General features: G+C 64.0%; 22 protein-coding genes. 11 read left to right on the plus strand and 11 right to left on the minus strand.

The window, feature by feature from the left end; genetic code table 11:
- Window positions 1-20: 20 nt before the first annotated feature.
- Window positions 21-680 (minus strand): hypothetical protein, encoded by a 660-nt coding sequence (locus ACWKV7_RS13065; protein ID WP_483858112.1) that lies wholly within the window; start codon window positions 678-680, stop codon window positions 21-23.
- Window positions 681-1,124: 444 nt separating this feature from the next.
- Here ACWKV7_RS13065 and coxB point away from each other — a divergent pair, with 444 nt between their 5' ends.
- From coxB to ACWKV7_RS13085, 4 genes are read left to right on the plus strand one after another with little or no spacing between them, the layout of a single operon-like run.
- Window positions 1,125-2,249 carry a cytochrome c oxidase subunit II gene (coxB, locus tag ACWKV7_RS13070; RefSeq protein ID WP_483858113.1) on the plus strand — a complete coding sequence of 375 codons (1,125 nt, stop codon included), beginning with the start codon at window positions 1,125-1,127 and terminating at the stop codon, window positions 2,247-2,249.
- A gap of 4 nt (window positions 2,250-2,253) precedes the next feature.
- Window positions 2,254-3,846, plus strand: coding sequence for a cytochrome c oxidase subunit I (ctaD, locus tag ACWKV7_RS13075; RefSeq protein WP_483858114.1), 1,593 nt, complete (start codon window positions 2,254-2,256; stop codon window positions 3,844-3,846).
- A 13-nt stretch (window positions 3,847-3,859) separates the two neighbouring features.
- Window positions 3,860-4,399 carry a cytochrome c oxidase assembly protein gene (locus ACWKV7_RS13080; RefSeq protein WP_483858115.1) on the plus strand — a complete coding sequence of 180 codons (540 nt, stop codon included), beginning with the start codon at window positions 3,860-3,862 and terminating at the stop codon, window positions 4,397-4,399.
- A gap of 14 nt (window positions 4,400-4,413) precedes the next feature.
- Window positions 4,414-5,301: a cytochrome c oxidase subunit 3 gene (locus tag ACWKV7_RS13085; RefSeq protein WP_483858116.1), complete on the plus strand. Its 888-nt coding sequence runs from the start codon at window positions 4,414-4,416 to the stop codon at window positions 5,299-5,301.
- Between the two features lie 57 nt (window positions 5,302-5,358).
- Here the strand turns inward: ACWKV7_RS13085 and ACWKV7_RS13090 are convergent, their stop codons facing one another.
- Window positions 5,359-5,562 carry a twin transmembrane helix small protein gene (locus tag ACWKV7_RS13090; protein ID WP_483858117.1) on the minus strand — a complete coding sequence of 68 codons (204 nt, stop codon included), beginning with the start codon at window positions 5,560-5,562 and terminating at the stop codon, window positions 5,359-5,361.
- 70 nt (window positions 5,563-5,632) lie between these two features.
- Between ACWKV7_RS13090 and ACWKV7_RS13095 the strand changes: the two genes are divergently transcribed.
- The 5 genes from ACWKV7_RS13095 to ACWKV7_RS13115 are packed head-to-tail and all read left to right on the plus strand — an operon-like array spanning window position 5,633 to window position 9,591.
- Window positions 5,633-6,367, plus strand: coding sequence for an SURF1 family protein (locus tag ACWKV7_RS13095; RefSeq protein WP_483858118.1), 735 nt, complete (start codon window positions 5,633-5,635; stop codon window positions 6,365-6,367).
- A complete protein-coding gene (locus ACWKV7_RS13100) occupies window positions 6,342-6,920 on the plus strand; it encodes a hypothetical protein (RefSeq protein ID WP_483858119.1) in 579 nt (192 codons plus the stop codon). Before ACWKV7_RS13095 ends, ACWKV7_RS13100 begins: the two co-directional genes overlap by 26 nt.
- A 20-nt stretch (window positions 6,921-6,940) precedes the next feature.
- A complete protein-coding gene (locus ACWKV7_RS13105) occupies window positions 6,941-8,002 on the plus strand; it encodes a COX15/CtaA family protein (RefSeq protein ID WP_483858120.1) in 1,062 nt (353 codons plus the stop codon).
- 23 nt (window positions 8,003-8,025) lie between these two features.
- Window positions 8,026-8,925: a heme o synthase gene (gene cyoE / locus ACWKV7_RS13110; RefSeq protein ID WP_483858121.1), complete on the plus strand. Its 900-nt coding sequence runs from the start codon at window positions 8,026-8,028 to the stop codon at window positions 8,923-8,925.
- A 30-nt stretch (window positions 8,926-8,955) separates the two neighbouring features.
- Window positions 8,956-9,591 carry an SCO family protein gene (locus ACWKV7_RS13115; protein WP_483858122.1) on the plus strand — a complete coding sequence of 212 codons (636 nt, stop codon included), beginning with the start codon at window positions 8,956-8,958 and terminating at the stop codon, window positions 9,589-9,591.
- A gap of 291 nt (window positions 9,592-9,882) precedes the next feature.
- Here the strand turns inward: ACWKV7_RS13115 and ACWKV7_RS13120 are convergent, their stop codons facing one another.
- The 3 genes from ACWKV7_RS13120 to ACWKV7_RS13130 are packed head-to-tail and all read right to left on the minus strand — an operon-like array spanning window position 9,883 to window position 12,372.
- Window positions 9,883-10,653, minus strand: coding sequence for a MetQ/NlpA family ABC transporter substrate-binding protein (locus tag ACWKV7_RS13120; RefSeq protein WP_483858123.1), 771 nt, complete (start codon window positions 10,651-10,653; stop codon window positions 9,883-9,885).
- Between the two features lie 46 nt (window positions 10,654-10,699).
- Window positions 10,700-11,365 carry a methionine ABC transporter permease gene (locus tag ACWKV7_RS13125; protein ID WP_483858124.1) on the minus strand — a complete coding sequence of 222 codons (666 nt, stop codon included), beginning with the start codon at window positions 11,363-11,365 and terminating at the stop codon, window positions 10,700-10,702.
- On the minus strand, window positions 11,365-12,372 hold the full coding sequence (locus tag ACWKV7_RS13130; protein ID WP_483858125.1) for a methionine ABC transporter ATP-binding protein: 1,008 nt from the start codon (window positions 12,370-12,372) through the stop codon (window positions 11,365-11,367). Before ACWKV7_RS13130 ends, ACWKV7_RS13125 begins: the two co-directional genes overlap by 1 nt.
- A 226-nt stretch (window positions 12,373-12,598) precedes the next feature.
- On the opposite strand from ACWKV7_RS13130, the gene ACWKV7_RS13135 reads away from it, so the two are divergent.
- Window positions 12,599-12,925 (plus strand): ElaB/YgaM/YqjD family protein, encoded by a 327-nt coding sequence (locus ACWKV7_RS13135; protein WP_483858126.1) that lies wholly within the window; start codon window positions 12,599-12,601, stop codon window positions 12,923-12,925.
- 221 nt (window positions 12,926-13,146) lie between these two features.
- On the opposite strand, the gene ACWKV7_RS13140 is transcribed toward ACWKV7_RS13135, so the two are convergent.
- From ACWKV7_RS13140 to ACWKV7_RS13150, 3 genes are all read right to left on the minus strand, one after another.
- Entirely contained in the window at window positions 13,147-13,728 is a 582-nt protein-coding gene (locus tag ACWKV7_RS13140) for a hypothetical protein (protein WP_483858127.1), read from the minus strand.
- A complete protein-coding gene (locus tag ACWKV7_RS13145; RefSeq protein WP_483858128.1) occupies window positions 13,725-14,972 on the minus strand; it encodes a peptidyl-prolyl cis-trans isomerase in 1,248 nt (415 codons plus the stop codon). Before ACWKV7_RS13145 ends, ACWKV7_RS13140 begins: the two co-directional genes overlap by 4 nt.
- Before the next feature lie 103 nt (window positions 14,973-15,075).
- Window positions 15,076-16,068, minus strand: a complete 993-nt coding sequence (locus ACWKV7_RS13150; protein ID WP_483858129.1) for a phospholipase C/P1 nuclease family protein — start codon at window positions 16,066-16,068, stop codon at window positions 15,076-15,078.
- A 269-nt stretch (window positions 16,069-16,337) separates the two neighbouring features.
- On the opposite strand from ACWKV7_RS13150, the gene ACWKV7_RS13155 reads away from it, so the two are divergent.
- The gene (locus tag ACWKV7_RS13155; protein ID WP_483858130.1) at window positions 16,338-17,036 is read left to right on the plus strand and encodes a DUF3592 domain-containing protein; all 699 of its coding nucleotides are present in this window, start codon (window positions 16,338-16,340) and stop codon (window positions 17,034-17,036) included.
- A gap of 159 nt (window positions 17,037-17,195) precedes the next feature.
- Here the strand turns inward: ACWKV7_RS13155 and ACWKV7_RS13160 are convergent, their stop codons facing one another.
- The 3 genes from ACWKV7_RS13160 to ACWKV7_RS13170 form a co-directional block, all read right to left on the minus strand.
- Window positions 17,196-17,681: a metallophosphoesterase family protein gene (locus ACWKV7_RS13160; RefSeq protein WP_483858131.1), complete on the minus strand. Its 486-nt coding sequence runs from the start codon at window positions 17,679-17,681 to the stop codon at window positions 17,196-17,198.
- 92 nt (window positions 17,682-17,773) lie between these two features.
- Entirely contained in the window at window positions 17,774-19,612 is a 1,839-nt protein-coding gene (gene ilvD / locus ACWKV7_RS13165; protein ID WP_483858132.1) for a dihydroxy-acid dehydratase, read from the minus strand.
- Between the two features lie 983 nt (window positions 19,613-20,595).
- Window positions 20,596-20,979: a hypothetical protein gene (locus ACWKV7_RS13170; RefSeq protein WP_483858133.1), complete on the minus strand. Its 384-nt coding sequence runs from the start codon at window positions 20,977-20,979 to the stop codon at window positions 20,596-20,598.
- Window positions 20,980-21,143 lie beyond the last annotated feature (164 nt).

The raw sequence follows: 21,143 nt of genomic DNA on the forward strand, positions 1-21,143 counted from the left end.
TGCGCGCCCGTGGGCGTCGGTCAGGCGGGCAGCGCCTCGCTCTGGCCCAGCACGAGTTCGACGCCGAGCTGTTGCGACAGGCAGGGCCAGGATCGCCAGGCCGCCTCGATCTGCGGATCGGTCAGGCGCCGGCGATAGGCCTGGACCGAGTCCTGGGCGAAGGCGTCGTCGGCGAGCAGGCCCTCGACGGCATGGTGGACGGCTTCATCGAGCTGGTTGGCGAAGGGCTCGCCGATCAGCTGGTGAGCGATCAGGTTGGCACGGGTGGTATCCAGTGGAATCAGCGGCAGGCCGAGGTGGGCGATATAGCGGTCGTTGACTTCTTCCACCAGGCGGTGCGCCAGGTAGGCCTCGTCGAGCAGGCCGTCCAGGCCCTCATGGCCCTGCATGACCGCCGGCGGTTGCAGGAAGAAGGCCTCGGCCACCTTCAGCACCGGCTTGATCTGCGACTCGATGCCGACATCGCGGGCGACCTGGTTGGCAGCGTCCAGCACGTCCGGGACCTGCTCGATGTAGGCGCGGACAAAGCCGCTGAGCACGCCGAGGGCATCGTCGTCGGGCAGGCGGATGGAGCGGTGCAGGTTGGCCAGCCAGCCTTCCAGTAGACGGACCAGATGGCCGCTGGCGGCCTCGTGTCGGTGGGCTTGCTGGATCAGCTCGCGCAGCGCGGCGGTATTCATGGGGACTCCTGTCGAAAACGAAGCGAAGCGGTGGGTCTGATGGCGGCGTCGTGGCACCGGCATGGCGGCCGGCTTTTTTGGTGCGGCCTGCCTGGCATGAGCGGAACGACTAAGACCATAGCTGGTCATTCCATACGGATAAGACCGGATTGTCATAACTTTTCGATGTTTATGCGAGCCTGCTATAACCGGCTTTTCGGCCCGCGCCCGCTCTACGGCCGGCGCGGGCTTTAGCTCAAGGCTTAGCCGGCTTTGTCCGGAATCATCTTGCATTGCCAGCCGCACGTCGCTGTCTATACTCGACTGCGAAAGACGTTTACCTGATTACACCCGACTACGCTCCGACGAGCTGAGGTCGGCGGTTAAAGTCAGTTGTCTTAACGGCCGCTCCCTTAGCCGTCGGTATAGCCGGCGGGATAACAAGAACGAGAAGGGGAACCCGCAATGACGCGACATCCACGAGTTTGGATGGGCCTCCTGTTGTGGCCGATATTCACCCAGGCGCACGCCGCCTGGACGGTGAATATGGCGCCCGGTGCCACGGAGGTCAGCCGCTCGGTCTACGACCTGCACATGATCATCTTCTGGATCTGCGTGGCCATTGGCGTGCTGGTGTTCGGCGCCATGTTCTGGTCGATGTTGATCCACCGCCGTTCCACCGGGCAGCAACCTGCCCACTTCCACGAAAACACCCGGGTCGAGGTCCTCTGGACCGTCATACCGCTGCTGATCCTGATCGGCATGGCCATCCCGGCGACGCGCACCCTGATCCACATCTACGACAGTTCCGAGCCCGAGCTGGATATCCAGGTCACCGGCTACCAATGGAAGTGGCACTACAAGTACCTGGGCCAGGACGTGGAATTCTTCAGCAACCTGGCCACTCCACGCGAGCAGATCAACAACCAGTCCGCGAAGGACGAGCACTACCTGCTGGAGGTCGATCAGCCGCTGGTGGTGCCGGTGGGCACCAAGGTGCGCTTCCTGATCACCGCCGCCGATGTCATCCATTCCTGGTGGGTGCCGGCGCTGGCGGTGAAGAAGGACGCCATCCCCGGCTTCGTCAACGAATCCTGGACGCGCATCGACGAGCCCGGCCTCTACCGTGGGCAGTGCACCGAGCTGTGCGGCAAGGAGCACGGCTTCATGCCGATCGTGGTGGAAGTGAAATCCAAGGAAGACTTCACCGCCTGGCTGGCCGAGCAGAAGGCCGAGGCTGCCAAGGTCAAGGAGCTGACCAGCAAGGACTGGAGCATGGACGAGCTGATGGCGCGGGGCGAGAAGGCCTACCAGACCAACTGCGCCGCCTGTCACCAGCCCACCGGCGAAGGCCTGCCGCCGATGTTCCCGGCGCTCAAGGGCTCGCCTGTGGCAACCGGACCGGTAGAGGGTCACATGAATATCGTGATCAACGGTAAACCGGGCACCGCCATGGCCGCGTTCGGCAAGCAGCTGTCGGAAGTCGACCTCGCCGCCATCATCACCTACGAGCGGAATGCCTGGGGCAACAAGGTCGGTGACATGGTCACCCCGCAGAACGTGTTGACCTTCAAACAGGCGCAGGAGTAAGGACATGAGTGCAGTGATCGACGACCACGGTCATGCCGGGCATGACCACCACCACGGCCCCGCCAAGGGCCTGATGCGCTGGGTGCTGACCACCAACCACAAGGACATCGGCACCATGTACCTGTGGTTCAGCTTCGCCATGTTCCTGCTGGGCGGCAGCATGGCGATGGTGATCCGTGCCGAGTTGTTCCAGCCGGGCCTGCAGATCGTGCAGCCGGAGTTCTTCAACCAGATGACCACCATGCACGGGCTGATCATGGTGTTCGGCGCGGTGATGCCGGCGTTCGTCGGCCTGGCCAACTGGATGATCCCGATGATGGTCGGGGCGCCGGACATGGCCCTGCCGCGGATGAACAACTTCAGCTTCTGGCTGCTGCCAGCGGCCTTCCTGATGCTGGTCTCCACGCTGTTCCGCGAAGGCGGCGGGCCGAACTTCGGCTGGACCTTCTACGCGCCGCTGTCGACGACCTATGCGCCGGAGTCGGTGACCTTCTTCATCTTCGCCGTGCACCTGATGGGCATCAGCTCGATCATGGGCGCGATCAACGTGATCGCCACCATCCTCAACCTGCGCGCCCCCGGCATGACCCTGATGAAGATGCCGCTGTTCGTCTGGACCTGGCTGATCACCGCCTTCCTGCTGATCGCGGTGATGCCGGTGCTGGCCTGCGTGGTAACCATGATGCTGATGGACATCCACTTCGGCACCAGCTTCTTCAATGCCGCCGGCGGCGGCGACCCGGTGCTGTTCCAGCACGTGTTCTGGTTCTTCGGCCACCCCGAGGTGTACATCATGATCCTGCCCGCCTTCGGCGCGGTCAGCTCGATCATCCCGGCCTTCGCGCGCAAGCCGCTGTTCGGCTACACCTCGATGGTCTATGCCACGGCGGCGATCGCCTTCCTGTCGTTCATCGTCTGGGCGCACCACATGTTCACCGTCGGCATCCCGCTGACCGGCGAACTGTTCTTCATGTACGCCACCATGCTGATCGCCGTGCCCACCGGGGTGAAGGTGTTCAACTGGGTGAGCACCATGTGGCAGGGCTCGATGACCTTCGAAACGCCGATGCTGTTCGCCGTGGCCTTCGTCATCCTGTTCACCATCGGCGGCTTCTCCGGGCTGATGCTGGCCATCGCCCCGGCGGACTTCCAGTATCACGATACCTACTTCGTGGTGGCGCATTTCCACTACGTGCTGGTGCCCGGGGCGATCTTCGGCATCTTCGCCTCGGCCTACTACTGGCTGCCGAAATGGACCGGCCATATGTACGACGAGACCCTCGGCAAGCTGCACTTCTGGCTGAGCTTCGTCGGCATGAACCTGGCGTTCTTCCCCATGCACTTCGTCGGCCTGGCCGGCATGCCGCGACGCATTCCCGATTACAACCTGCAGTTCGCCGACTTCAACATGATCTCGTCGATCGGCGCCTTCACCTTTGGTGCCACGCAGTTCCTGTTCCTGTTCATCGTCATCAAGTGCATCCGTGGCGGCAAGCCCGCACCGGCCAAGCCCTGGGACGGTGCCGAGGGGCTGGAGTGGACGGTGCCCTCGCCGGCGCCCTACCACACCTTCACCACCCCGCCGGAAGTGAAGTGACATGAGCACCGCCATGACCACTCGCCGCCTGGTCACGCTGCTGCTGGGGTTGGTCGTGGCGATGTTCGCCTTCGGATTTCTCTTGGTGCCGATTTACGACGTGATGTGCAAGGCCTTCGGCATCAACGGCAAACCGAGCGGCACGGCCTATCGGGAGAGCCAGGTGGTGAACGAGCAACGCCAGGTGCGCGTGCAGTTCCTGGCCAACAACTCCGCCGACATGGTCTGGGAGTTCCGCTCCAAGGCGGACGAGCTGACGGTGCACCCGGGTGCGGTCAACGAGATGCTGTTCGTGGCCTACAACCCCACGGACAAGCCGATGACCGCCCAGGCGATTCCGAGCATTTCGCCGTCCGAGGCCGCGGCGTACTTCCACAAGACCGAATGCTTCTGCTTCACCCAGCAGGTGCTGCAGCCGGGCGAGCGCATCGAAATGCCGGTGCGTTTCATCGTCGACCGGGACCTGCCGGCCGAGGTCAGGCATCTGACCCTGGCCTACACGCTGTTCGACATCACTGCCCGCCAGCCGCCCGTTGCAAAGAACGGCGGCTAAGGAGAACAAGAGAAATGGCAACCCACGAGCAGTACTACGTTCCCGCCCAGAGCAAGTGGCCGATCATCGCCACCATCGGCATGGTCACCACGGTGTTCGGCCTGGGCACCTGGTTCAACGACCTCAAGGCCGCACGCGACGACTCCTACGGCCCGATGATCTTCTTCGTCGGCGGCCTGTTCCTCGCCTACATGCTGTTCGGCTGGTTCGGCAGCGTGGTCAAGGAAGGCCGCGCCGGGCTCTACAGCCCACAGATGGACCGTTCGTTCCGCTGGGGCATGAGCTGGTTCATCTTCTCCGAGGTCATGTTCTTCGCGGCCTTCTTCGGCACGCTCTTCTACCTGCGCTACTGGGCCGGTCCCTGGCTGGCCGGCGAAGGCGACAAGGGCATCGCCCACATGCTCTGGCCGAACTTCGAATACACCTGGCCGCTTTTGAACAACCCCGATCCCAAGCTGTTCCCGGCGCCGAGCGGGGTGATCGATCCGTGGAAGCTGCCGCTGATCAACACCATCCTGCTGGTGACCTCCAGCTTCACCGTGACCTTTGCCCATCACGCGCTGAAGAAGGGCCACCGCAAGCCGCTCAAGCTCTGGCTGGCGCTGACCATCCTGCTGGGTGCGATCTTCCTGGTGCTGCAGGCCGAGGAGTACATGCATGCCTACCAGGAGCTGGGCCTGACCCTGGGCTCCGGCGTGTACGGCGCTACTTTCTTCATGCTCACCGGCTTTCACGGTGCCCACGTGACCCTGGGGGCGATCATCCTCACGGTGATGCTGGTGCGGGTGATGCGCGGGCACTTCACCGCCGATCAACACTTCGGTTTCGAGGCGGCCAGCTGGTACTGGCACTTCGTCGACGTGGTGTGGATCGGCCTGTTCACCTTCGTCTATGTGCTTTGAACGAGCGGTGCACCCGTAAGGCGGGTGCAACCCGCCATGCGTGCAGGAACCCAGCGGTTACCAGGTGACGTGGGTGGTCAACTGGCCCGAGTAGAAACCCCAGGCGATCAGCGCCAGGGTGAGTGCGGCGAGACTGACCCGCACGGTGAGCGCAGTGACGACCCGCGAGGTGCGGCCCTGGTCCTTGACCAGAAAGAACAGGCCGCTGAACAGGCTGGCCAGCGTAGCCAGCAGCAGGAGGACGATCGCTGCCTTGAGCATGCGCGACTCCGGGGAAGGGGGATTGGGGGTGGAGTATAGCCGGTCAACCAGTTGGGTTCGGGGAGGGGGCATGAGTCGCTTTCGCCCCGGCGTGCTGCCGACGCTCATGGTGATGGCACTGCTGCCGCTGCTCATTGCCCTGGGCTGCTGGCAGCTCGCCCGCGCCGAGGAGAAGCGGGCGCTGCTCGCCAGCCACGAGGCCCGCCGCAGCGCCGCCGCGGTGAGTGTCGACGAGCTGGAGCCGATGGCCGATCCGGCCTTCGTCAGGCTGCACCTCAGCGGGTTCTTCGATGAACGCCATAGCCTGTTGCTGGACAACCGCAGTCATGCCGGCCAGGTTGGCGTGGAGCTGTTGCAACCCTTCTACGATCAGGCCAGCGGCCTCTGGCTGCTGGTCAATCGCGGCTGGCTGCCCTGGCCGGACCGCCGTGTGCCGCCGCACTTCACGACCCCCGACAGCGCTTTGCGTCTGAATGCCTGGGTTTACGTGCCCAGCGGCAAGCCCTTCCAACTGCAAGCCGACAACCCTGGCGGAGACTGGCCGCGGCTGGTCACCCTGGTCGAGCCAGAGGCCTTGTGGCAGCGCCTTGGCCGTGGCGGCCTGCCGTATGAAGTGCGCCTGGAGCCTGGTCCTGCGGCCTACGTCACCGACTGGCCGGTGATCGCCATGGGCCCGGAAAAACACATCGGCTACGCCGTGCAGTGGTTCGCCCTCGCCGCCGCGCTGCTGGGCCTGTTCATCTATCTCGGATTGCATAACGCGCGGGAGAACCATCGCCATGAACCCAGCCATCCCTCTGCCTGAGGCCAAGCCCAGCCGCCCTCGCGGCCGCTGGCAGCTGATCCTGCTGCTGGCCGTCGTCATCGGCCCCATGTTGCTGGCGTCGAGCATGTACCACTGGCGCTTCTGGGTGCCGGACGGGCGCAATTATCACGGCGAGCTGCTGGGCAATGGCCAGGTGCGCGCCGACCTGGGTGTGACCGCCGAGGAAGAGCGCTGGCAGTTGCTGGTCACCGCGCCGAACGGTTGTGCCGAGGAATGTCGAACACTGGTGTACCTCGCCCGGCAGATCAACATCGGCCTCGGTCGCGAGGCGGCCCGCGCCAGCCACGCACTGGCCAGCGGCGCGGCGCTGGAGGCCGACTATGCCGAGCGACTGGCCCGCGAATATCCGCAGCTCCGGCAGTATCCGCTGGACGTGCCGGCCTATCGCGGGGTGGCCGGCGAAGGCCGCGGTGCCCAGCTGTGGATCGTCGACCCCCACGGCAACCTGGTGCTGCGTTATGACGCCAAAGCCAACGGCAAATACATCCTCAACGACCTGCGGCACCTGCTGAAACTGTCGAAGATCGGCTGAGCGAAGCCAAGGAGGCAACGATGGATAGAGCCCTGCGCAAACCCTGCTACCGCCTGGCATTGTTCGCCACGCTGCTGGCGGCGCTGGTGGTGCTGCTCGGCGCCTATACCCGGCTGACCCACGCCGGGCTGGGCTGCCCGGATTGGCCGGGCTGCTACGGCTTTCTCGCCGTGCCCAGCGCGGAGCAACAGGCGCTGGCCGAGGCGCGCTTCCCGGAGGCGCCGCTGGAGGCCGAGAAGGGCTGGAACGAAATGGTCCATCGCTACTTCGCCGGTACCCTCGGCTTGCTGATCCTGGCCCTGGCGGCGCGCTCCCTGCGTCATCGTCGCCTGCCCGGGCAGCCACTCAAGCTGCCGTTGCTGCTGCTCGCCGTGGTGATCGCCCAGGCTGCCTTCGGCATGTGGACGGTGACCCTCAAGCTCTGGCCGCAGGTGGTCACCGCCCACCTGCTCGGCGGTTTCACCACCCTGAGTCTGTTGTTCCTGCTCTGCTTGCGGCTGTCCCGCGCCTATCCGGCCGTGCCGACGCTCTCGCCGCGGCTGCGCGGGCTGGCGGCGCTGGCGCTGCTGCTGGTGATCGGCCAGATCAGCCTCGGCGGCTGGGTCAGCTCCAACTACGCCGCGGTGGCCTGTGTCGACCTGCCCACCTGCCACGGCGAGTGGTGGCCGGCGATGGACTTCGCCAACGGCTTCCACCTGACCCAGCACATCGGCCCCAACTACCTCGGCGGCCAGCTGGACAGCGACGCACGTACCGCCATTCATATGAGTCATCGCCTCGGCGCGATGGTCGTAACCCTGGTACTGCTGGTGCTCGCCTGGCGCCTCTGGCGGGCGGGGCTCGGCCGGCTCGCCGCATGGCTGCTGGCGGTGCTGGCGGCGCAGATCAGCCTCGGCATCAGCAATGTGCTGTTCCATCTGCCGCTGGCGGTGGCGGTCGCCCACAACGGCGGCGGCGCTGCCCTGTTGCTGACCCTGGTGCTGGTCAACTACCGCTTGCGGCCGGCCGGCGGCCTGGCCGCCAGCGACGACCCGCGACATCCCGACATGCAGCGCTGGGTCTCGACCCAGCCGGCGAAATAACCGAACGGATAAGGAGAGACGCCATGGCCACAGTAATGAGCGAACGCCGCAGCCATGCCGGTTGGCGCGACTACCTGGAACTGACCAAACCGCGCGTGGTGGTGCTGATGCTGATCACCTCGCTGGTCGGCATGTTCCTCGCCACCCGTGCCGGCGTGCCCTGGGCGGTGCTGGTGTTCGGCAACCTCGGCATCGGGCTGTGTGCCGGCGCGGCGGCGGCAGTGAACCACGTGGTGGACCGGCGCATCGATTCGATCATGGCGCGCACCCACAAGCGCCCGCTGGCGGAAGGCCGGGTCTCGCCGGTGGCGGCGCTGACTTTCGCGTTAATCCTGGCGCTGGGCGGCATGGGGTTGCTGCTGGCCTTCACCAATCCGCTGGCGGCCTGGCTGACCCTGGCATCGCTGCTCGGCTATGCGGTGATCTACACCGGTTTCCTCAAGCGCGCGACGCCGCAGAACATCGTCATCGGCGGCCTGGCCGGCGCCGCGCCGCCGCTGCTCGGCTGGGTGGCGGTGACCGGTCATGTGAGTGCCGAGGCGTTGCTGCTGGTATTGATCATCTTCGCCTGGACCCCGCCGCACTTCTGGGCGCTGGCCATCCATCGCAAGGCGGAATACGCCAAGGCGGCGATTCCCATGCTGCCGGTGACCCACGGCGAGCACTACACCAAGGTGCACATCCTGCTCTATACGCTGGCGCTGCTGGCGGTGAGCCTGCTGCCCTATGTCATCCACATGAGCGGGCCGCTCTACCTCGCGTCGGCGCTGCTGCTCGGCGGGCGCTTCCTGCACTGGGCCTGGGTGCTGTACCGTGACAGCAAGCCACACGCGGCGATCAACACCTTCAAGTACAGTATCTGGTACCTGTTCCTGCTGTTTATCGCCCTGCTGGTCGACCACTACCTGATGCTCAATCTCTGACCGCCCGACGAAGGCGGCTAAGCGAGTGATATGACCCGTGTTCAGAAAACCGTCTTCGTACTCGTCGCGCTGGTCGCGCTGGTACTCGGCCTGACCGTGCACAAAGTGCTCACCAGCCAGCGCCAGACCGACCCGACCCAGTTGCTCGACGCCGGCATCGTGCTGCTGCCGCAGAGTCGCGGCCTGCCGGACCTGAGCATGACCGACCAGGACGGCGCGGCGGTGCAAGTGGAGGAGTTGAAGGGACGCTGGAGCCTGCTGTTCTTCGGCTATACCTTCTGCCCGGACATCTGCCCGACCACCCTGGCGCAGCTGCGCCAGCTCAAGGGCATGCTGCCGGCGGAAACGCGCGAGCAGTTGCGCGTGGTGCTGGTCACCGTCGATCCGCAGCGCGATACGCCCAAGCAACTGAAGCAGTACCTCAGTTACTTCGACGCCGACTTCCAGGGCCTGACCGGGGAGCAGAAGGACATCCAGACCCTCGCCAATGCCGTCAGCATTCCCTTCATTCCGGCCGATACCAGCAAGGAAAACTATACCGTCGACCACAGCGGCAACTTGGTGATCGTCGGCCCGGACGGCCGTCAGCGCGGCTTCATCCGCGCGCCGTTGAATGTAGAAAAGCTGGCCGTGCAACTGCCAGCGCTGGTCAAGCCGCAGGGCTGAGGAGGGCCCACGACCGAGCTCTGGCGTGCCTGAAACTCCGCCTGGTGGGTTACGGCGCGTCCAGATCGCGAGGGTGGATAGGGTTTTCCAAGCGCGCCTAACCCACCCTACAAGAGCCCTGCGCAGGTACGGATCTCGTAGGGTGGGTTAGGCACGCGTGGGCACGAAATTCAGGGGCTTACAGAAGCCGGGGCGTGCCGTAACCCACCAGCGGGATTGCCCCTGCAGCCCGGAAAACAAAAAGCCCGCTCGATCGAGCGGGCTTCGGTCAGGCCGAGTGGTATGCGGCGATCAGAATGCCGGCACCACGGCGCCTTTGTATTTCTCTTCGATGAACTGCTTCACCTCGGCGCTGTTCAGGGCCTTGGCCAGCTTCTGCATGGCATCGCTGTCCTTGTTGTCCGGGCGGGCGACGAGGATGTTCACGTAGGGCGAGTCGCTGCCTTCGATCACCAGGGCGTCCTCGGTCGGCTTGAGGCCGGCTTCCAGGGCGTAGTTGGTGTTGATCAGCGCCAGGTCGACCTGGTTCAGCACTCGCGGCAGGGTCGCCGCCTCCAGCTCGCGCAGCTTGATGTGCTTGGGGTTCTCGGCGACGTCGCGGGCGCTGGCAGTGATGCCGGCACCGTCCTTGAGCTTGATCACCCCTGCTTTCTGCAGCAGCAGCAGGGCGCGACCGCCGTTGGTCGCGTCGTTGGGGATCACCACCTGGGCGCCTTCGGGCAGGGCGTCCAGGCTCTTGTGCTTGCTGGAGTAGGCGCCGAACGGCTCGATGTGCACGCCGGCCACGCTGACGAGGTCGGTGCCCTTGCCCTTGTTGAACTCATCCAGGTACGGCTGGTGCTGGAAGAAGTTGGCATCCAGGCGCTTCTCGGCCACCTGCACGTTCGGCTGCACGTAGTCGGTGAAGACCTTTACGTTCAGTTCCACACCGTCCTTGGCCAGGGCCGGTTTGACGAATTCGAGGATTTCCGCGTGGGGTACCGCGGTAGCGGCGACGGTGAGGGTTTCCGCCTGGGCGGAGAGCGCCGCGAAGGCGGCGACGGCAGCGAGCAGTTTTTTCATCGTTCGGCTCCTTGTGGGATGTCGGTTCGGTCGGCGGATAGCCGGTTCATTTACGGGAAAAGTGCACCACCAGCTTGTCGCCGACGGTTTGCAGGATTTGCACGAGCACCAGCAGCAGGACCACGGTGACCACCATCACGTCGGTCTGGAAGCGCTGGTAGCCGAAGCGGATGGCCAGGTCGCCGAGGCCGCCCGCGCCGACCACGCCGGCCATCGCGGTATAGGACACCAGGGTGATGGCGGTGACCGTGACGGCGGCGATGATGCCCGGCCGCGCTTCCGGCAGCAGGGCATTCCAGATGATCTGCCGGGTGCTGGCGCCCATCGCCTGGGTGGCCTCGATGATGCCCTTGTCGACTTCGCGCAGCGCGGTTTCCACCAGGCGCGCGAAGAACGGCGTGGCGCCCACCACCAGCGGCGGAATGGCGCCGGCTACGCCCAGCGAGGTGCCGGTGAGCAGCACGGTGAAGGGGATCATCACGATCAGCAGGATGATGAACGGCAGCGAGCGCAGTACATTGACCAGCAGCGACAGCAGGCCGTACAGCGGGCGGTTCTCGAAGAGCTGGCGCGGCCCGGTGAGAAACAGCAGCACGCCCAGCGGCAGGCCCAGCAGCAGGGTGAACAGCAGCGAGCCGCCAAGCATCAGCAGGGTATCGAGGGTCGCCAGCCAGATGTCGTACCAGTCGACGTTGGTGAACAGGGCATCCATCAGCGCAGTACCTCCACATGCACGTCCGCCGCGTTGAGGCGGATCAGCGCCGACTCCAGGTCGCCGCCCACCAGGGCCAGGGTCAATTGGCCGTAGGGCACGTCCTTGATGCGGTCGATGCGCCCGGCGAGGATGCTGTAGTCCACACCGGTCTCGCGGGCGACGCTGCCGAGCAGCGGCGCATAGGTGGATTCGCCCTGGAAGGTCAGGCGCAGGATGCGCCCCGGCACGTGGGCGAAGTCGTCGTTCTGCTCGCTCTCGTCGATGTGCTCGGCCTCCATCACGAAGCGGCGCGTGGTGGGATGCTGCGGATGCAGGAACACATCGGCGACCCGGCCCTGCTCGACGATGGTTCCGCCATCCATCACCGCCACGCGGTCGCAGACCCGGCGGATCACGTCCATCTCATGGGTGATCAGCACGATGGTCAGGTGCAGCTCGCGGTTGATCTCCGCCAGCAGTTGCAGGACCGACGCGGTGGTCTGTGGGTCCAGCGCGCTGGTGGCTTCGTCGCACAGCAGGATCTTCGGGCCGGTGGCCAGGGCGCGGGCGATGCCGACGCGCTGCTTCTGTCCGCCGGACAACTGCGCCGGGTATTTCTTCGCATGGTCGGCGAGGCCGACGCGGGCCAGCAGCTCGGCGACCCGCGCGTCGATCTCGCCGCGCGACAGCTTGCCGGCCAGCCTCAGCGGCATGGCCACGTTGTCGGCGACGGTCTTGGAGGCGAGCAGGTTGAAGTGCTGGAAGATCATGCCGACCTGCTGGCGAAAGCGCCGCAAGCCATCGGCGTCCAGCGCGGTGACGTCTTCGCCATCGACCAGGATGCGCCCGCCGGAGGGTTCTTCGAGGCGGTTGATCAGGCGCAGCAGGGTGCTTTTGCCCGCACCGGAGTGGCCGATCAGGCCGAACACCTGGCCGGCCTGGATAGTCAGCAGCGTGGGTTGCAGCGCCGGCACTTCCCGGCCGGCGACCCGATACGTTTTATGAACCTGGTGGAACTCGATCACGGCGCGAACCTTGTGGGTGCGTTCAGGACGATGAATGGTAGCCGGTAAGCCGGGCGCGCATTCTAGCGGTTTCGCTTATACGGGCTTAGTTTTTATCGACGAGCGTTTCTGTCCAAATGGAATAAGGAAGCAGGCAGGGACCAAAGTGCCGCCATCTGACCAACGGATGCACCTCTGCGCCGCTGGGGGGTCAAACCCATATCGTCACTAGAATGGAGGCAAGCCCATGAGTCGCTTCAATTCCCACACCGACAGCAGCGCGCGGGAAGAGATCCAGCGGGAAATTCAGCACCTGTTGAGTGCCATGGATGAACTCAAGAGCAGCGCCAGCAAGGATTCGCGGCGAGGCATCGAGCAGCTCAAGTCACGCGCCGAGCGGCTCTGGGAGCGTTCTCGCGAGCATTGGGACGAGGGGGACTTCACCCGCAAGCCTCGCCAGCTCGGGCGCTACGCCAGCGAATATGCCCACGAGCACCCCTGGACCACCCTGGCCTTCGGCCTGGGAATGGTGGCCGGCGCTTCGCTGCTCGGCTGGTTGCTCTATCGGCGCTGAGTCCCCGGAAGTGCTCGCTGGCGGAGCGTACCTTCCCGTCGCCAGCGAGTGCGCTTCCGTCCTGGGCAACCCCTGAGGGCTGGCAGGATTCGCTGAGCACCGGTCGACGGGGCCACGCTCGCGCAAGCGCGTTCTCCTGGTGGTCGAAAACTCACCAGAGCAATCCGGAGCCTGGCGCCCTGCTTTTTGCGGCTGCTCCGGCTACCGATCTGCGGCTCATCTTACGGCAGCAGCTCCGGCGCATCCTGCTGCAGGGAGCGCTGCAACATTTCCAATTGCTCCAGGGCGGCGCGGGCTTCGGCCAGCTCCGCGGCGTTGCGCTCGCCAGTGCGTGATGCCTGCTCGATGCGCTCGCGAATGGCCGGAATCTGTTGCACGCCCGCCGTGTACGCCTGGATCAGCTCGCGCGTCTGAGCGGCTTCGAATTCCGCATAGAGCGCCGGATCGGACATGGCCACAGCGTCCGCCCGCTGGCGCGGCTGGCTGGGCAGGAGGGCGGGCTGGCGCGGGTCGCCGCGCACGATCATCTGGGCCATGAGTTCGGTCGCCTCCGCCGGGCTGAGATGCGCGGGTTGGCCGGCCTCCGGAATACTGGCCGGTGGTGGCGGTAGCGAGGTGACAGTGAATTCAGCGGCCGTCGGGGTGGCTGGCGGCACTGTCGGTGACCGTTGCGCGGGGGCCGGACGGCCTGGCTGGGCCACGCTGCGAACCGGTTCGGTGGCTATGGGGGCGGAGGTCTGTAGCCACGCCAGCGTCATGCCGGCGCCGCTGACCAGCAGAGCGGCACCGAGCCAGCGCTTCATACGCCTTCCACCTTGGCCGCGGCGACCAGCGTCTTGAGCCGGGCCTCGAACTGCGCGGCGAGCTTCTGCCGGGCCACCGCCTGGTTGATCTCGAAGCGCACACTGGCATCGCTCAGCGGCAACTGGCGGTCCTCGCGGCTGCGTACCTGCACGATCTCGAACGTGCCATCGACCGCCATCGGCTGGGATACGGTGCCGGCCTTCTGGATCAGCGCGGTCTTGCGCAGGAAATCCAACTGCTGGTCGTCATGGCGAATCAGGCCGAGGTCGCCGGGCGGGTCGAGCTGCTTGTCCGTCGCGATGGAATAGCGCCGCACCGCCTCGTCGAACGCCAGGCCCTTCTGCAATTCGCCGTAGACCCGGTCGGCGCTGGCCTGGTCGGCCAGGCGCAGGTGTGCGGCCCGCACGGTGGAAACGTTGCGATACTGCGCCAGGTGGGCCTGGTAATAGGCCTCGGCTTCGGCATCGCTGACCGTTTTGGCCAGTTGCCGCAGGCTCTCGGTCTCGTGGTGGAAATCGCTGAGCAGGCCGATCTGGTGCAGGTATTTGTGCCGCACCAGCTTGTCCCGCACCAGCCGCCGTAAACCGTCGCGCTCCTCGGCGCTGAAACCGCGCTCGGCCAGCTGCCACCAGAAATAATCGCGCTGCACCCGCTGCTGTACTTGTTGCGCCAGGTATTCGAGATTGCCTTGCTGCAACTCCACCTGGCCCTGCACCGAGACACCCTGGTACAGGTCCAGCAGGTTCAGGCGCCGGGTCGGTTGGCCGGGAAGTTGCCACTCGATGATCTGTACCCTGGCTGCCGCCTGGCGCTGGGCGTCGCTCAGCTGCAGGCTGTCGAGCACCAGGCCCTGGGCGGCCGGCGCCAGCGTGTTGTGGAGCAGCGCGCTGCTCAGCGGCTGCGGGTTGCGCATGAAGGCGCCGACGTCGCGCTTGAGCTGGTTGCCGTAGGCCCGCTCGATCAGTTGCGCGGTTTCCTGCTCCACCAGGGCGTCGAGGTCGCGCCGATTGGCTTCATGGAGCTGGTCTTCCAATTCGCGTGCCAGCAGGCGGTTTTCCACCAGGCCCAGGCGCAGCTGGCGGCTGTCGGTATTGAACTTGACCTGGCTCAACGCCTGCTGCAGCAGCTCGATGCTTCTGCCCGGCAAGCGTTCGCCATCTACCCGCAAATCGTCCGCCGCATAGCTCATGGCGGACAGGCACAGCAGCGCAGCCATCGCGGTGCGCAGCATGGAACTGATCATCGTGTTTCTCCCGCTTGCGCAGCCCTGGCGGGCACTGCGCGCAAGTCATCGGCCATCGTCTGGAACGGCGCCTCACCCGCCAGGCGGGTGAGGCTGCTCGGGGCTAGATGCCGCCTTGGCCGTAGAAGTGGTTGGCACCTTTGGTCAGCACGGTCACGGTCAGCGCGATGGACTCGGGGATCAGCGTCTTCGCCAGCCGCAGGCGGGTGGCGTAGCTGGTGTCATAGAGCGGCTCGGGGTTCTGGTAGGCGACCTGCGCGGTCTGCCGCAGTAGCGTGCGGATTTCCTTCTTGGCGTCGTAGCGGCCCACCAGAGTGGCCACCGCCGCCTGGTCGTTCAGCTTTTCGCTGAAGTAGTGATCGTCGACCCAGCCCTCCCAGCCGGAGTGACCGTTACCAGAAGTGACCCAGGCATGGTGCGGCTGTGCCACGTCGCCGGTGGCGTGCAGGGCGAAGCCGAGGGTCTGCAGCGAGGGCGCGGCCTTGAACTGGTCGAACCAGTACTTGGAGAGATTGTCGATCGGCTGGAAGGCGGTGGTCTGGAAGTCGCCGTAGTGCTTCTGCCAGTCGGAATAGCCGCCTTGGCGGTAGTGCGCCTCGGTGGTGTTGAAGTCGTCTTTCTTCAGCTCGCGGTTGTACAGGTAGACCATGGCGTACCAGTCGACGTCGCTGGTCCAGCCGCCGTCCACCTTGTGGTAGCGATAGTCGTAGCCGCCGTGGGCATTGCCGTGGTCGTCGCCTTGGCGGCCCATGTTGATGAAGTGCCAGTACGAGGTGTAGTTGACGATGCCCTGGGCCGCGCCCCACAACGGCGCGTGTTCGTAGCCGACCCACCAGCCGCCCAGGCGGGTGTCCTTGAAATCGTCGACATCGTAGGCGGCCTGGCCGAGGATCTCGCCGGCCTTGGCTTCGCTGCCGGCGGCGCCGACGTAGAACTGGTACGCCCGGCGCATGTCCGCCGTGGCGCTGGCCGAGTTCATGTAGGCCAGGGCGTCCTTGACGATGTTCTTGTGGGTCGGTTGCGACCAGGCGTTGGCCTGGGTTGCGGCGATGGCCAGGCAGAAGCCGGCGGTGAGGGCGGTGAGGCTGTGCTTCATGGTTTATGCGCTCGGTTTGTTATTGGAATTGAGCATCTATAAGCCGCGCAGATGGCAATAGCATTGCAGTTGCGGGACGTTGGTACTAAAGACGTTGGTTCCCTGTCTCGCGACAAACCAAAGATGGGTCCGGCCGGATGGCCATGTGCCGCCAAAGTGTGGCGCCGTTCACTTCGGCTGCCCGCGGTAACGGTAGCGAGCGCCGACGAGCGCTAGACTGGTTGCGTCGAAACGCCATCGTGGCGTGCTGAAGGAGAGAGAAGAAGGGAATGAAAGCCATCGCCATGATCAAGTACGTGTTCACCCTGATCGGCCTGGGCCTGTTGGCCGGGGCCCTGTTCTGGTACCAGAACACCAGTGAGTTTCTCGGCCGCGCCGTCTCCGCCGAAGGCGTGGTGACCGACCTGATCCAGTCCCGCTCCAGCGATTCGACCACCTATCGGCCTGCGGTGAGCTTTGTCAGCCAGGCCGGAGAGACCATCGAATTCGTCTCCTCCTCGGGCAGCAACCCGCCCAGCTATTCCCGTGGAGAAGAGGTCGAGGTGCTGTACCTGCCGGAAAGCCCGGAGAGCGCCAAGATCAACGGCTTCTTTTCGCTGTGGGGCGGGCCGCTGATCGTCGGCGGCATTGGCGGCGTATTCTTCCTGGTCGGCGCCGGCATCCTGCTGGCGGGTGTACTCGGCGGGCGCAAGGAAGCCTACCTGCGCCAGCACGGCACGCCGATCGAAACCGAATACCAGCGGGTCGAGCTCAACGGCTCGCTCACCGTGAACGGACGCAACCCGTTCCGCATCGTCACCCAGTGGCTGAACCCGGAAACCCTGCAGGTGCACATCTTCCACAGCGCCAACCTGTGGTTCGACCCGACCGACTACATCGGCCAGAAGCGCATCACCGTCTTCATCGAGAAAGACAATCCGAAGAAATACGTCGTCGACCTGTCGTTCCTGCCGAAGCTGGCCGACTAGCCGCATTTGTAGGGGCGAATTCGTTCGCCCGACAGGGCCTGGGGCTGGCGAATAAATTCGCCCCTGCACGGGCTACGGCGGGTGAAACCCGCCATATCCTCCGCACACCCTGGCTGCGGGGCCTGTGCCGCCATTGCTGGCCCACCGGTAGGGGCTGAATCAGCCAGGGGTCAGCTCGACCAATTCCCCCCGTACCTTTCCTTGCTCAAGATGCAGAAACCCAATGCCGATGGGCAGGCTGAAACGCCTTGGCCCGGCGCTGCCAGGGTTGATATAGAGCACGCCGTCGCGCTGCTCCACACGCGGTTTGTGGGAGTGCCCGGCGATGACCACGGCAAAGCGTTCGGCCACCGGGTCGATGTTTAGGTCAGCCAGATCATGCAGCACATAGCAGGCGATACGGCCGAACTTGACCACCAAGCGTTCCGGCAGGTCCGCCGCCCAGGCTCCGGTGTCGTTATTGCCGCGCACAGCCGAGAGCGGGGCGATGGCCTCCAGGGCGGCAAGGATCTCCGGCTTGCCAATATCCCCCGCGTGGATCAGGTGGTCGCAGCCTCGCAGTCGCTCCAGCGCCTCCGGCCGGAGCAGACCGTGGGTATCGGAAATCAGGCCGATACGCAGGCTGGGTAAGCGTTGCTCGAGCATGTCGCCGCCTCCTGCTTGGGGTGATGCGTTTTGCAGAACCTACAACGAAAAGCCCGACGTATTCGTCGGGCTTTTTGTAAATCGCGCAGGGCTCAGCCGTCGAGCATCGCCTTGTCGCGCACTGCGCCCTTGTCGGCGCTGGTGGCCAGCAGGGCGTAGGCCTTCAAGGCGGTCGATACCTTGCGTGCGCGTGGTGCCGCCGGCTTCCAGCCCTTCTTGTCCTGCTCGACACGGCGGGCGGCCAGCTCTTCATCCGACACCAGCAGGTTGATGCTGCGGTTGGGGATATCGATCAGCACTTTGTCGCCGTCCTTGACCAGGCCGATGGCGCCGCCGGCGGCCGCTTCCGGCGAGGCGTGGCCGATGGACAGGCCCGAAGTACCGCCGGAGAAGCGGCCGTCGGTGAGCAGGGCGCATTGCTTGCCCAGGCCCTTGGACTTGAGATAAGAGGTCGGGTAGAGCATTTCCTGCATGCCCGGACCGCCTTTTGGGCCCTCGTAGCGGATGATCACGATATCGCCTGGCTTCACCTCGTCATTGAGGATGCCTTTCACGGCGCTGTCCTGGCTTTCGAAGATCTTGGCGTTGCCTTCGAACACATGGATCGACTCGTCCACGCCGGCAGTCTTCACCACGCAGCCGTCCAGGGCGATGTTGCCGTAGAGAACCGCCAAACCACCCTCTTGCGAGTAGGCGTGCTCGACGCTGCGGATGCAGCCGTTCTCGCGGTCGTCGTCCAGGCTGTCCCAGCGGGTGCTCTGGCTGAAGGCGACCTGCGTCGGGATGCCGGCGGGGCCGGCCTTGAAGAAGGCGTGCACCTTCTCGTCCTGCGTCTGGGTGATATCCCACTGGGCGATGGCGTCGGCCATGCTCGGGCTGTGCACGGTCGGCACGTCGGTGTGCAGCAGGCCGCCACGGGCCAGTTCGCCGAGGATGCTGAAGATGCCGCCGGCGCGGTGCACGTCTTCCATATGGTACTTCTGGATGTTCGGCGCCACCTTGCACAGCTGCGGCACCTTGCGCGACAGGCGATCGATGTCGCGCAGGTCGAAGGCCAGCTCGGCCTCCTGGGCGGCGGCCAGCAGGTGCAGGATGGTGTTGGTCGAGCCGCCCATGGCGATGTCCAGGGTCATGGCGTTCTCGAACGCCTTGAAGCTGGCGACATTGCGCGGCAGCACCGACTCGTCGCCCTCGCCGTAGTAGCGCTGGCAGAGTTCGACCACCAGGCGGCCGGCCCGCAGGAACAGCTGCTCGCGGTCGCTGTGGGTGGCCAGGGTGGAGCCGTTGCCTGGCAGCGACAGGCCGAGGGCCTCGGTCAGGCAGTTCATCGAATTGGCGGTGAACATGCCGGAGCAGCTTCCGCAGGTCGGGCAGGCGCTGCGCTCGTATTCGGCGACCTTCTCGTCGGAGCAGGAGTCATCGGCAGCCACCACCATGGCGTCGACCAGGTCCAGGCCGTGATTGGCCAGCTTGGTCTTGCCAGCTTCCATCGGCCCGCCGGAGACGAATACCACCGGGATGTTCAGGCGCAGGGCGGCCATCAGCATGCCGGGGGTGATCTTGTCGCAGTTGCTGATGCAGACAATCGCATCCGCACAATGGGCATTGACCATGTACTCCACGGAGTCGGCGATGATCTCGCGGCTCGGCAGCGAATAGAGCATGCCGTCGTGGCCCATGGCGATGCCGTCGTCCACGGCGATGGTGTTGAATTCCTTGGCCACGCCGCCGTGCTTCTCGATCTCGCGGGCGACCAGCTGGCCGAGGTCCTTCAGGTGCACGTGGCCGGGCACGAACTGGGTGAAGGAGTTGGCGATGGCGATGATCGGCTTCTTGAAGTCTTCGTCCTTCATCCCGGTGGCGCGCCACAGGGCGCGGGCGCCGGCCATGTTGCGGCCGTGGGTTGAGGTCTTGGAACGGTAATCGGGCATGGCGGTGGTCCTGCGAAGGCTAGTCAGGTGCGGGTCTGGCCCGCTATGGGCTTATGGTGAGCGCGCCGCCGGCATCTGGCAAACGGGTATGACCGAGCGCCGTGCCGCGGGGCCGTGCACCATGCGGGATCGCCGCAGGCTCGGCCGGCCCTAGGTCCGCCTGGGGTGGGGCAGGAAGCACGGATTCTAATCGGTGATGGGGGAAAGGCGAAGGGGCGTGGGCGTGGGCGGTATGTCGTTGAGCAATGCGTCGACCAGTTTGTCCGCCCTCACTGAAGCTGTAAAAGTGTCCCCATATTCCGGCGGAGCAAGGCCGATAACAATGATGATCTTCGCGATCGCTTGAACGCTTAGCCCCCGCTGCGCGAACTACAGAATGGCCAGGGCAATGCCCGGTGACAGGCCGGATATACGAATGCAACCGCGCTGACGACAGGATCGAAAAAAGCTGTCCTCACTGCTTGTGGGGAGAGCCCATATAAGTTGTTAGAGCTTCAGTGATTCAGGGGGAGTGTTGTTTTTTAGGTGAGACTCGTGTTGCTCTGAGAAAAATGAATTTATGTCTCGGTTTAGCATGAATGGAATTATAAGCCAGCCAGCACCGGCAATTAGAAATGAAGACGCTATTGAAAAAATAACATAGCCTGCGCTTACAATTTTTAGTCTGTATGCGAAAATTAGACTAACTATGGTAATGGGGATTGAAATTAGTATTGTGCCTATAGCGAGCATTGTTACTAGCGGGACGCCTTCGGGTGAAGTAATTCCAACTATTGCTCCGAACACTATGGCAGACACGGTCGCAAAACATATCAGTGCCATTGAGAGTAAATTACTTATTTTTAAGATTTTCAAGTTCGTTCCGTTATGGTTGCGGTATTTTTGAATTGACTCTAACGTTTGGTTAAGGGGCGGGCTTTAGCCCGTCCCAGTGAGCCCAGCGAACGGTTTGAACCAGTTGTTATAGGAAATCAACACGTTTTCTATTTGGTTCGGTAGTAGCTGTAAATGCTTTTGGCCTTTGAGTAGCCGTAAAAGGCCAAATAGCAAAAAGCGATAATGGTTATTGCTGGTCCCGCCGCATTTATTCCAGTCATATAGGTTATATAAATTCCGCCCAGGATGATCAGAGCCACGTAAGCGGTAAGCGTTCTATTTTTTGCAGACAGGGCTAATGGCAACACTGATAGGGCAATAAGATGAAATGCAATTGTGATAATAATTTCTGAAGTCAGATTTGTTGGGATGGTGCCAGTTTGTGCTTGGGAGATTTGAATGATGGCCTGATACTCAAAATAATTTAAACCCGACACGATGGCTGTGCTTAGGAAAAGTATTGGTGCATATTTTTTTATTGCGTTGTGCATAGAGATAGAGCGATTCCTATAACGATTAAGCTAACGGGCGGCCAAAAGCGCAGCTTTTGGACGTCCAGCGAACGAAGTGAGCGACAGTTGAAGGCTGTAATGGACTCTCCCCGCACCACCTTTCTTCTATAAATCCGAGGTGCCTGTTCAACTGGGAGAGCTTC

The sequence above is a fragment of the Zestomonas ipomoeae genome, from assembly GCF_057128665.1.

Bases quoted from the DNA above. Each gene is read 5' to 3' on its own strand.
- ACWKV7_RS13065 (WP_483858112.1), bottom strand. From the start codon at position 680: ATGAATACCGCCGCGCTGCGCGAGCTGATCCAGCAAGCCCACCGACAC.
- coxB (WP_483858113.1), top strand. From the start codon at position 1,125: ATGACGCGACATCCACGAGTTTGGATGGGCCTCCTGTTGTGGCCGATA.
- ctaD (WP_483858114.1), top strand. From the start codon at position 2,254: ATGAGTGCAGTGATCGACGACCACGGTCATGCCGGGCATGACCACCAC.
- ACWKV7_RS13080 (WP_483858115.1), top strand. From the start codon at position 3,860: ATGACCACTCGCCGCCTGGTCACGCTGCTGCTGGGGTTGGTCGTGGCG.
- ACWKV7_RS13085 (WP_483858116.1), top strand. From the start codon at position 4,414: ATGGCAACCCACGAGCAGTACTACGTTCCCGCCCAGAGCAAGTGGCCG.
- ACWKV7_RS13090 (WP_483858117.1), bottom strand. From the start codon at position 5,562: ATGCTCAAGGCAGCGATCGTCCTCCTGCTGCTGGCTACGCTGGCCAGC.
- ACWKV7_RS13095 (WP_483858118.1), top strand. From the start codon at position 5,633: ATGAGTCGCTTTCGCCCCGGCGTGCTGCCGACGCTCATGGTGATGGCA.
- ACWKV7_RS13100 (WP_483858119.1), top strand. From the start codon at position 6,342: ATGAACCCAGCCATCCCTCTGCCTGAGGCCAAGCCCAGCCGCCCTCGC.
- ACWKV7_RS13105 (WP_483858120.1), top strand. From the start codon at position 6,941: ATGGATAGAGCCCTGCGCAAACCCTGCTACCGCCTGGCATTGTTCGCC.
- cyoE (WP_483858121.1), top strand. From the start codon at position 8,026: ATGGCCACAGTAATGAGCGAACGCCGCAGCCATGCCGGTTGGCGCGAC.
- ACWKV7_RS13115 (WP_483858122.1), top strand. From the start codon at position 8,956: ATGACCCGTGTTCAGAAAACCGTCTTCGTACTCGTCGCGCTGGTCGCG.
- ACWKV7_RS13120 (WP_483858123.1), bottom strand. From the start codon at position 10,653: ATGAAAAAACTGCTCGCTGCCGTCGCCGCCTTCGCGGCGCTCTCCGCC.
- ACWKV7_RS13125 (WP_483858124.1), bottom strand. From the start codon at position 11,365: ATGGATGCCCTGTTCACCAACGTCGACTGGTACGACATCTGGCTGGCG.
- ACWKV7_RS13135 (WP_483858126.1), top strand. From the start codon at position 12,599: ATGAGTCGCTTCAATTCCCACACCGACAGCAGCGCGCGGGAAGAGATC.
- ACWKV7_RS13140 (WP_483858127.1), bottom strand. From the start codon at position 13,728: ATGAAGCGCTGGCTCGGTGCCGCTCTGCTGGTCAGCGGCGCCGGCATG.
- ACWKV7_RS13145 (WP_483858128.1), bottom strand. From the start codon at position 14,972: ATGATCAGTTCCATGCTGCGCACCGCGATGGCTGCGCTGCTGTGCCTG.
- ACWKV7_RS13150 (WP_483858129.1), bottom strand. From the start codon at position 16,068: ATGAAGCACAGCCTCACCGCCCTCACCGCCGGCTTCTGCCTGGCCATC.
- ACWKV7_RS13155 (WP_483858130.1), top strand. From the start codon at position 16,338: ATGAAAGCCATCGCCATGATCAAGTACGTGTTCACCCTGATCGGCCTG.
- ACWKV7_RS13160 (WP_483858131.1), bottom strand. From the start codon at position 17,681: ATGCTCGAGCAACGCTTACCCAGCCTGCGTATCGGCCTGATTTCCGAT.
- ilvD (WP_483858132.1), bottom strand. From the start codon at position 19,612: ATGCCCGATTACCGTTCCAAGACCTCAACCCACGGCCGCAACATGGCC.
- ACWKV7_RS13170 (WP_483858133.1), bottom strand. From the start codon at position 20,979: ATGCACAACGCAATAAAAAAATATGCACCAATACTTTTCCTAAGCACA.